This is a genomic window from Motilimonas thetidivivens (assembly GCF_046452435.1).
In the GTDB taxonomy this organism is placed as follows: domain Bacteria; phylum Pseudomonadota; class Gammaproteobacteria; order Enterobacterales; family CBDFNC01; genus Motilimonas.
The window spans coordinates 1-10476 of sequence record NZ_JBKFDK010000041.1; the positions used below are offsets into that span (position 1 = coordinate 1).

Annotated in this window: 10 protein-coding genes; 7 read left to right on the forward strand and 3 right to left on the reverse strand. The window is 48.3% G+C overall.

Annotated features, from left to right (window positions below):
• Positions 1-240, forward strand: a 240-nt coding sequence (locus ACK8OT_RS18885; protein ID WP_410198060.1) for a transposase, incomplete at its 5' end; no start/stop codon positions are given.
• Between the two features lie 300 nt (positions 241-540).
• On the opposite strand, the gene ACK8OT_RS18890 is transcribed toward ACK8OT_RS18885, so the two are convergent.
• The gene (locus tag ACK8OT_RS18890) at positions 541-1104 is read right to left on the reverse strand and encodes a dihydrofolate reductase family protein (RefSeq protein ID WP_410198061.1); all 564 of its coding nucleotides are present in this window, start codon (positions 1102-1104) and stop codon (positions 541-543) included.
• 185 nt (positions 1105-1289) lie between these two features.
• On the opposite strand from ACK8OT_RS18890, the gene ACK8OT_RS18895 reads away from it, so the two are divergent.
• Positions 1290-1634, forward strand: coding sequence for a tyrosine-type recombinase/integrase (locus ACK8OT_RS18895; protein ID WP_410198062.1), 345 nt, complete (start codon positions 1290-1292; stop codon positions 1632-1634).
• A 46-nt stretch (positions 1635-1680) separates the two neighbouring features.
• Here the strand turns inward: ACK8OT_RS18895 and ACK8OT_RS18900 are convergent, their stop codons facing one another.
• Together ACK8OT_RS18900 and recQ are read right to left on the reverse strand one after the other, a co-directional pair.
• Positions 1681-2016 carry a DUF3630 family protein gene (locus ACK8OT_RS18900; RefSeq protein ID WP_410198063.1) on the reverse strand — a complete coding sequence of 112 codons (336 nt, stop codon included), beginning with the start codon at positions 2014-2016 and terminating at the stop codon, positions 1681-1683.
• Positions 2017-2025: 9 nt separating this feature from the next.
• The gene (gene recQ, locus ACK8OT_RS18905) at positions 2026-3870 is read right to left on the reverse strand and encodes a DNA helicase RecQ (RefSeq protein ID WP_410198064.1); all 1845 of its coding nucleotides are present in this window, start codon (positions 3868-3870) and stop codon (positions 2026-2028) included.
• 163 nt (positions 3871-4033) lie between these two features.
• Here recQ and ACK8OT_RS18910 point away from each other — a divergent pair, with 163 nt between their 5' ends.
• From ACK8OT_RS18910 to ACK8OT_RS18930, 5 genes are all read left to right on the forward strand, one after another.
• Positions 4034-5077 (forward strand): ABC transporter substrate-binding protein, encoded by a 1044-nt coding sequence (locus ACK8OT_RS18910; RefSeq protein ID WP_410198069.1) that lies wholly within the window; start codon positions 4034-4036, stop codon positions 5075-5077.
• 295 nt (positions 5078-5372) lie between these two features.
• Complete coding sequence (locus ACK8OT_RS18915) at positions 5373-6617, forward strand: imelysin family protein (protein WP_410198065.1); 1245 nt, start codon at positions 5373-5375, stop codon at positions 6615-6617.
• A gap of 103 nt (positions 6618-6720) precedes the next feature.
• A complete protein-coding gene (locus ACK8OT_RS18920) occupies positions 6721-8118 on the forward strand; it encodes a di-heme oxidoreductase family protein (RefSeq protein ID WP_410198066.1) in 1398 nt (465 codons plus the stop codon).
• Positions 8119-8173: 55 nt separating this feature from the next.
• A complete protein-coding gene (locus tag ACK8OT_RS18925; RefSeq protein ID WP_410198067.1) occupies positions 8174-9214 on the forward strand; it encodes an imelysin family protein in 1041 nt (346 codons plus the stop codon).
• Between the two features lie 2 nt (positions 9215-9216).
• A complete protein-coding gene (locus tag ACK8OT_RS18930) occupies positions 9217-10317 on the forward strand; it encodes a DUF1513 domain-containing protein (protein WP_410198068.1) in 1101 nt (366 codons plus the stop codon).
• Positions 10318-10476 lie beyond the last annotated feature (159 nt).

Here is a 10476-nt window from a genome sequence, read left to right on the forward strand (position 1 = left end):
TTACCAACCCTTAAGTTTCTGATGTTGATACTGCAACACGTGCTGCCCAAAGGATTACAACGGGCGCGCGATTACGGGTATTTACGTGGCAACGCCAAGGCCATCTTGCAGCAAATTCAGTGCTTGTTACTGCCGCTGCTGCAATTACTACTGGGATTAGCGCCACTGGCTAAACCCGAGCGCACATGCCCCTGCTGCCAACATACCATGAAATGCACCGGCATCAGCCGACTGAGGTAATCCTGCAAGGACGCAATAAGGATAATGGCATTCACCACGCCAAGGGCGACAACAAGAGGAAATAGCAGGCAAAAAAACAACTCTCAGGCAAGACGTAACAAACTGATGAGGCTGGCATCAATAACATGATCGCCCCTTGCATCCACCCCGCTCGCCTTGAAAAAAGCACTCAGGCTAAGCGTGGCCAACGCAACATCGCGTAATTTACTTAATAAAGAAAGAAATCGAGCTTATCGAGGCTCCGGGCTTGTCCAACAACCGAATATAGGGTGTCGGCTGCGCGACACCTATTCTTATTTGTTATAAGTAATTTACCCCGTACCTAACTTGAACGAAGTCATTTGCAAAGGCGGTTGCTTCAGAGTCCACAAGCTTTATTTGGCTGTTGAGTTTACCAAAAAGAGGGATACCGTCTCCTAGCAGCAGAGGAACCCTAGTTATTGTCATTTCATTGATGAGACGACAATTGAGAAATGATGTGATTGTAGAGCCACCGTCAATATAAGCATGCTCAAACCCTTTGCTTTCCAATTCCCTTACCAAATCAGTAATTTCACCTGAGAACATCTCTACTTTGCCTTTAAGGTTCTCGGGCGGTGTTTTTATAGTATTACTCAAAACAACGATATGAGTATCGCCATAAGGCCATTGTTCAGGAGGCAAATTCATATTGGAAATCATTTCCATACACTTACGCCCCATGACCATGCAATCCACGGATGCCATAAATGAGACAAAACCCATGTCTGCGTGATCACCCATATCTGCTTCCGAGTTCCCTGCACTATGGAGCCAGTCCACGCCTCCGTCGGGAGTCGCAATGTAGCCATCAGCGCTTGTTGCAATATATACCGAGCATTTCATTCTATATTCCTAGCTTTAATTCTGAGATTACTTATAACGCCCAAAGCACGCGCCAAATACCGGAGCTTTGTTTTTGTGCGAGTATTTTCCCGCACAAAAACGAAGTGGAGAGTATTTGGTCGCAGTGACTTTGTTTGTTATGTTCTTATTAATTAATATGGAATTGTACACTTTTCAAGCATTCCTTGCTTATCAATATCAATGCTGCAACGGATTTTGCTTGGCAATATATTTTTCCTTCAAGTCATTGCTCAGAACACCCATACGATGGTTATATTTGCCGCCATCATCTGCACGAAACCGCATTTCGTAAAGCCCTGCGCCGAGCGGTGGTCGCCAGCCAATTAAGCAAGCGCGTCACGGCGCACACCTTTCGCCATTCGTTTGCTACCCAGTTATTGCTTAATGGTACAGATATACGGACGGTACAAGATTTACTGGGACACGAGGATGTGAAAACCACTGAAATTTATACTCATGTGATGGGCTCGCGCTTTGCCAATACCTTAAGTCCAATGGATCGAACTTAAGCCGCTTTCGCGGTTTAAAAACCGCTCCAACAAACGCTGCAACAATCTAGGCTGATGGGCTAATCAAACGATTGGCCAAGCCAAGTAAGGCGGCTTCGTCATCTTCTCGGGTAACGCAAAACCAGCAACTTTGGCTCATTTCCTGATAATTGAATAGCAAATGTGCATGATCGTGCTGATCTTGGCCACCGCTCACCACCCAGCAATAAGCGTCAGCAGCGGCGTCTTGTTGGATCGATTTTAAGTGGTAGGTTTGCAGTAATTGTTCAGCAAATTGCGGGAAGTTATCGTAGTGCAGGTCGAATTCAGCCGTAAAGCAAAGTTGTAATTCATCACCTTGTAAATGCAGTGACCATTGGCCGGGAAAGACAGTTTGTGTCATGGTTAAGCCTTAGTAATCATCTTCATATTCGGCAATGGCAGTCAAAAAAGCACTGCCGTATTTTTCGAGCTTGGTATAGCCCACCCCGCTGATATCCAAAAATTCGCGTTCGGTGCGCGGTTTTAGCTCAGCCATCTCTGCTAGGGTCACATCGTTAAACACCACATAAGGCGGCACATCGGCGGCATCGGCTAGCTCTTTGCGCAGCTTGCGCAAGCGAGCAAATAGTGCCTTGTCATAGTCTAAAAACGCTAACTTGCTGCTGCCACTGGGCTTACTGGTTTTACTGCTTAGAGGTTGGATGCGCGGCACCGCCAGCGTCAATTTTATATCGCCCTTTAGCAGCGGTCTTGCCGCCTCGGTCAGTTGTAATACCGAGCCTCGGGTGATGTTTTGCTGCAGAAAGCCACAGTGCACCAATTGGCGCAAAATACTTAACCAATACTCGCTCGATTTAGTTTTACCTAAGCCAAAGGTGGATAGCTTATCGTGGCCATGTTCTTTTACCCTTTGGTTTTGCGAGCCGCGCAATACCTCAACCACATAGTTCATACCAAAGCTTTGCCCTACGCGATACACACACGAGATAGACTTCTGCGCATCTTCGGTGGCATCAAATGATTTAGGGGGATCAAGACAAATATCGCAGTTGCCGCAAGGTTCACTTTGATGTTCACCAAAGTAATTGAGTAGCACTTGGCGACGACAGGTTTGTGCTTCGGCAAACGCTGCCATGGCATTCAATTTATGCATTTCAACCCTAAGCTGGTCTGGGTTGTTGTTCTTTTCCAGTAGTCCTCGTACCCGCGCGATGTCGGCCGGGTCGTAAAGCATCATGGCTTCGGCGGGTAAACCGTCACGCCCAGCACGGCCGGTTTCTTGGTAGTAAGACTCGATGTTTTTGGGAATATCGTAATGCACCACAAAACGCACGTTCGGTTTATTTATTCCCATACCAAAGGCCACGGTAGCAGCGACTATGTCTAGTTCATCCTTGATAAAGGCATCTTGAACCTGCTGGCGCTCTTCTTGAGTGCGTCCGGCATGATAATAGTCGGCTTTATAGCCTTGCTGAATTAACTTTTCAGCCACTTCTTCGGTGCGCTTACGGCTGCCGCAGTAAATGATGCCGCCTTGGCCATTTTGGGCTTTTATATAAGTCAGTAGCTGGCTTAGGGGTTTAAATTTTTCTACTAAGTTGTAGCGAATATTGGGGCGATCAAAGCTACTGATATTGGTATAAGGCTGTTGCAGGTTTAAACGGTGCAAAATATCTTGCTGGGTGGCATGGTCAGCCGTCGCCGTCAGCGCCATCATGGGCACATGGGGAAACAACGTTTTTAATTGTCCCAACATGGCATATTCAGGACGAAAATCATGACCCCATTGGGAAATACAATGGGCTTCATCCACCGCAAATAAAGCCAGCGGGATCTCGTGGAGCTTTTCTTGAAAATCGCTTTGCATCAAGCGCTCGGGGGCAACATATACCAGCTTGATCTCGCCGTGACGAATGGCGCTAAGCACTTGCAATTGTTCGCTGCGAGCTAGGCTAGAGTTGAGATATGCCGCAGGCACGCCGCATGCGTTGAGCGCATCCACTTGGTCTTTCATTAACGAAATCAAAGGCGATACGACAAAGGTGACCCCTTCGCGCAGCAGTGCAGGAATTTGATAACACAGGCTTTTTCCGCCCCCCGTGGGCATAATCACTAAGCTGTCGCCGCCTTGGGCAACGTGCTCTATCACGGCTTGCTGGCCTTGGCGAAAGCTGCTGTAACCGAACACCTCGGTAAGCACAGCTAGGCTATCTTGGGGCCAATTTTTTTGCGCAGCGAGCGAAAAAGCGTTCATAATTACCTGTAACTCTGTCGGGGCCGCTTATTTTACGGCCCTACACAAAAATTGCACACAGAAAATCACACCACCCCCGACTTTGGATGAGCAAACGATGGTAAGGGATACCCTAAACAAATGGTCTAACAGCATTAAATGCAATGTAACAAGTGTGAAAATAATGCTGCTTTGGCTAGTATGCTGGGCTTGCCTAAGTGCATTTCCAGCCAGTGCGACAACGGTTCCCGACCAGCAACCTAAGGTACTATTTATTAATCCCGGCCATGCTGACGAAAGTTTTTGGCAGGATGTCGACCTATTTATGCAAGAAGCCGCTCGCCAGCTTGAGATAGATTTAACCATCTATCATACCGAGCGAAATCCCTACTTGATGATAAAAAAGGTACAAGAGTTAATCCAACAGCACCAAGTTCCCGATTACCTTGTTTTGGTTAATGAAGATAATGCCGCTAAACGCATGATCAATATGCTGAATAATTATCCAGTGCGGATTATCTTGATACTGAACGACCTCAACAATGAAACCAAGCAAGTGCTATTCAATTCAGCCAACGGACCTCATCTATTGGCTAGTTTAGTCCCCGATAATCACAGTATTGGGTTTCAAACTGCTTCCGAGTTATTAACCAACGACAAAGCACCGCGACAACAAGACAGCCAGATCCTGCTTCTTTCCGGCAATAAAAACACACCCGCATCACAACAACGCGAATGGGGAGCACGACAAAGTATTGCCTTGCAAAACAAGGCGAAGCTATTACAAATCGTTTATGCCAACTGGAATGAGCAGCTAGCCTATGAAAAAACCCAGCAATTACTGCAGCGCCACTCTAAGCTGCGCTACATATGGGCTGCCAATGACTTAATGGCATTTGGTGCAATGCGCGCCGCGCGCGAAGCTGGACTTACCCCCGGTAAAGACATCTTTTTTAGTGCGGTCAATACTTCAGAAACGGTACTTGCCGCCAGACGCGAAGGCAGCATCAGCAGCTTGGGCGGCGGTCATTTCATGGCTGGCGGTTGGGCCATGGTGCTGATAAAAGAGCACATGACCGGAAAAACCATCCCCAGCCAGATAAACCAGCCTATGTTTCATCTGCTACACCCTCAATCCCGTTTATTCCCGATTTTAGAAAGCAAAGATTGGCAAAACATCGACTTTACCCAGTTTCAACAGCAGCCCTACCATTTTGCAATCGATTAATGACTGATGCTCCTGTGGGAGCATTCATTTATCCCTCAGATGAAAGGGTGAACATAATTTCTGGAAGCAGAATTTATTCCGCGAAATAGCGCGTGAAATGTTTGAGTGTTCGCGGTTTAAAAACCGCCCCTACTTACCCCTTAGCTCAAGATACTCCCACAAAAAACACCAAAACACTATCGACAATCATTCTCAATTACGTTTACAATCCATTAAAACCAAATGAGAGGCGTTATTGTTTTCATTAGTTTGTAACAATAAACCTAAGCCTTCACTTCAAAACAAAGGGACTGAGATGAAAAAAACACTAACGGCATTGATGATTGGTGCGTCTTTTAGCTGCGCAAATGCTTGGGCGATAGATTCAAAACAAGTGGTTAATCACTACGCCGAATTAGTTCATGCGGTTTATACCGACGCAGCTAGCACCGCAGCGGATTTAGACAAAGCCATCGATGCATTGATTGCCAAACCATCTGAGCAAACCCTGCAAGCAGCCAAAGAGGCTTGGTTGGCTGCACGTGTACCTTATCAACAAAGTGAAGTGTTTCGCTTTGGTAACAGCATAGTCGACGACTGGGAAGGCCAATTAAACGCTTGGCCACTTGATGAAGGCCTGATTGATTATGTCGATACCAAAAATTACCAGCACGAGTTAGGCAATCCAGGCGCGACCGCCAATATTATCTCAAGTGCCCGCATCCAAGTGGGTAACGAACAAATCGATATCACTACCATTACCCCTGAGCTATTGGCCAGCATTAATGAATTGGGCGGCTCAGAAGCAAACGTGGCCACCGGCTACCATGCCATTGAATTTTTGCTGTGGGGGCAAGACTTAAATGGCACCAATGCAGGTGCCGGTGCCCGTCCCTTTACGGATTTTGTGCAAGGTGAAGGCTGTACTAATGGCCATTGTGATCGCCGCGCCGCATACCTAAAAGCCGCAGCCACCCTGCTTAATTCCGATTTGGCGTGGATGACTCAGCAATGGAGCGCGAATAGCGACAACTATCGTCAAGCACTGACGGCTAAGCCTGCGGATGAAGGACTGCGCATCATGCTATTTGGCATGGGCTCATTATCCCTAGGTGAATTAGCCGGTGAGCGCATGAAGGTGGCGCTGGAAGCCAACTCGCCCGAAGACGAGCACGATTGTTTCTCTGACAACACCCACAACTCACATTATTACAACCAACAAGGCATCAATAATGTCTGGTTTGGCCAATATACCCGTGTTGATGGCACTAAACTAATCGGCCCTAGCTTAAATGAGTTAGTGGCGAGTAAAGATAAAGCCGTTGCGCAAGCTACCTCAGCTGCGATCACCGCGGCTTCAACCCAAGTTTACACCTTGGTGTCTGCTGCCGAGCAGGGGCAAGCGTTTGACCAATTAATTGCGGCCAACAACAGCCAAGGCCACGCTTTGGTCAACGATTCGATCAAGGCGCTGGTTGTACAAACCAGTGAAATTGAAAAAGCCTCTAAGGTATTGGGGATTTTCAACCTCAATCCCGACACCGCAGATCATGAGTTTTAAGCACTGATAGTTGCATGAAATCCTAAGGGCGGCCTATCCGCCCTTTTTCCGTTTATGGAAAAACCGATAACAACAATAAAAATCAACAATTTAAGTATATTTTATGAACAAGATGCAATTGAGTACCACCTTAAAAACCACACTTTTATTATTGGTAAGCCAAGTTAGCTTGGCCAACCCCGCCCTGCCCGGCGGCGAAACCACCACCAGCAAAACCGGCCCCAACGCTTTTTCGATGCCAGCCAGTAACTTAGACATGATGAAGCGGATGGACTTTAGCGTTGGTAATAGTTTCTTTCGTAATCCTTGGGTGATTGCCCCCGCCACCACCGATGCCCGTGATGGTTTAGGCCCCCTATTTAACACCAATGCCTGCCAAGGTTGTCATATTAAAGACGGTCGCGGTAAGCCCAAGGAGCCGGGCGATCAAAATGCCGTGTCTATGTTGGTTCGATTAAGTATTCCTGCTACGACCGCAGAGCATAAACAAGCGCTGATCCAGCAAGGTGTGATCCCCGAGCCGACCTATGGCGGCCAGTTGCAAGATATGGCGATCCCGGGCGTTAAACCCGAAGGCCAAATCAATATCGACTATCAAGAAGTGGCCGTGACCTTTAAAGATGGCACCCAAGTGATGCTACGCAAGCCTGAGCTAAGCATAAACCAACTTAACTATGGCCCGATGCACTCCGATGTGATGATGTCGGCGCGGGTGGCACCAGTGATGATAGGTTTAGGCTTATTGGAAAGCATTAGCGAGCAAAGCCTACTGGCCAATGCCGACCCAGACGACAGCAATCAAGATGGTATTTCAGGCCGAGCCAACCGCGTTTGGCACGCTGCAAGCCAGCAAACCGTCATAGGTCGCTTTGGCTGGAAAGCCGGTCAGCCTACGTTAATGCAACAAAACGCCGGCGCGTTTGCCGGTGACATGGGATTAACCTCATCGGTTAGCCTGCAAGATGATTGTACCGACAAGCAAGCCGAGTGCTTAAAAGCCCCCAACGGCGGTGAGCTTGAAGTGAGCGACAATATCCTCAATTTTGTTGAATTCTACACTCAACATTTAGCGGTGCCCGCCAGACGCAACCTTGATGATAAGCGAGTGCAACAAGGCGAGCAGCTATTTAACCAAGCTAACTGCCACAGCTGCCACGTGCCTAGCTTTAAAACCGCCAAGCGTCCTGAGCAACCTGCTTTATCCGAACAGCTTATCTTCCCTTACTCGGATCTGTTATTACACGATATGGGCCCGGGACTTGCCGACAATCGCCCCGAATTTTTAGCCAACGGCCAAGAGTGGCGCACTCCGCCGCTATGGGGATTAGGCTACACCCAAGAAGTAAACGGTCATACTTTTTTACTCCACGATGGTCGGGCACGCAATATTATGGAAGCCATCCTGTGGCATGGCGGTGAAGCCGAAGCCGCTAAACAAGCGGTATTAGAATTTGATCAAGGCCAACGTGATGCCTTGGTTAAGTTTCTTGAATCTCTCTAACGATTAAACATAGCGCGAGGTGGTATCCCACCTCGCCATGCAATGGATTGATATTATGAACCTTTCTTCATTAAGCGGCTTTAGCTGTGCCACGGCGTTACTGCTGTTTATGACGGTGATAAGTCCAGCCAAAGCGGCAACAGCGTCGCCATTGGCCGAGCAAGCCACTCAATTAAAACAGCTGCAAGCGGCGCAACTGGTTAAGCACAGCCAGCAACTCACTCAGTTATTAAACCAAGCCTGTGTAAGTCAAACCCCAACTGATCAAGCAGAGCAAATCAAGCTAGCTTGGCAGCTAACCATTGGCGATTGGGTGCCGTTTCAAGGCGAAACCATAGGCCCAGTACATGACTTAGATATCGCTTGGTCGATGCAGTTTTGGCCCGATAAGAAAAATCTCACGGGTCGCAAAATCAAGGCATTACAAGCCAGCCAAAGCCAATTTAGCGAAGCCGATATAGCGCAAGCCAGTGTTGCGGCGCAAGGTTTAGGGGCGCTGGAATTATTGTTGTTTGAACAAGGTTTAAGTGTGGAAAATTGTCCGCTAAGCCAAGCCATTGCCAGCCATATCGCCAGCAATGCCAAGCGCTTACAACATGCGTGGCAACAGGCTAATTTAAGCTATCACAAGCAAGCCGCTAACAGCACCAAGCACCCTTTGTCGCCAGCGGACATCGCTTGGATCAGCGAGCTTTCTCATCAGCTTAGCTTTGCCAATAAGAAATTTTACTTGCCCCTTGGCAAGGGCGAGCACACCAAACCCTATCAAGCCGAATCTTGGCGCTCGGCGAGCTCGATGACCCTGTTGAGACAAAGCTATATGAGCCTACATCAGCTGTTTTTAAGTGGCATTAACACCCGTTTACAACAGCAAGGTGCCACTCAGCTTGCAACCGAGATAGATCAAACCTTTAACGATTTGTTAGTCGGCTGGCCGGAGCAAGCCAGCTTAGTGAGTTTACTCAAATCCGATCAAGGCTTGGCCAAGTTGTATCGCATGCGTATCGACATTGAGCGTCTTACTTACTTGATTCAGGAAGTGATGCCGGTACAACTTAAATTTGTGATTGGCTTTAACGCCACCGACGGTGATTGATAATGCCAACTAAGCCATTTTCTCGCCGCCAATTTTTGCGCACCGCGGCGTATTTAGGGATCTCCACCAGCCTAGCCCATCCTGTGCTTAGCCCGCTGGCTTGGGCCAAGGAACAAGAGTCACCCCGGCTATTATCGTGCGCGCAACAGCAGCAACAAGATTACTTGGTATGCGCCGATATGAACGGCCAAACTCAATATCAGTTCACCCTACCTGAGCGCGGTCATGGCCTTGCGGTTAATCCAAACCAAGATCTAGGGCTGGTGTTTTCACGCCGCCCCGGTCGCTACATCACGGCGTTTGATCCACAAAGAGGCAAGCAGCTTTGGCAGCATGCTTTGCCCAGAGAGCGCCATTGTTACGGCCACGGCTGTTTTAGTGCCGATGGCTTACTTTATGTAAGCGAAGGCGATACGGCTAGCAGTCAAGGCGTGATTGGAGTTTACCAAGTGGATGCCGGTTTAAAGCAAATCGCCCTGTTTAGCGACTTTGGCATTGGCCCCCATGAAATTATCATGCACCCAGATCAGCAGCACTTAATTGTGGCCGTGGGCGGCATTGCCACTCAGGGACGAGAAATGCTGAATTTAGCCAGCATGGCACCTCGCCTAGTCTATCTTAATCGTCACACGGGTAAATTAGTGCATACCGTCACCTTAGGGGATCACTTACTCAGCATTCGCCATCTTGCGGTAGCAACCGATGGCACTGTGGCCATGGCCTGCCAATACCAAGGCGACACGGATATCTTGCCTTTGTTATACCGTCATCGTTTAACCCCAGCAATGGCAGGTGAAATCAGCCAAGGGATTGCGGTGATGGCAGCGGAAGAAGATTGGTTACGATTTAACGATTATTTAGGCTCGGTTGCGATCTTAGATGAGCAGATCATTACCACTTCACCTCGCGGTAACGGTGTTGGCCGCTGGCACAAGGACACAGGTCAGTTGCTCGGCATCGACAACTTAAATGACGTCTGTGGCTTAGCCGTTATTCCTCACCAAGGAGTCATGCTCACCACAGGAACGGGCATCATTGAGTTTCAAGCACAGCGGCAGTTAACCCCTTGGGCTTGGGATAATCACGCACTGGCGTTGGTTTAAACCCTGTTGTGGGACCTGAGGAGCGGAATTTATTCCGCGAAACAGCGTGTAAGTCGCTAATTATTCTCGATATAAATATCGCTCTTACAGGGGATTGCGTTTGGGTGGGTGTGCAATTTATTGCGCGAAGCAGCGCGTGAAATGTTTCAATGTTCGCGG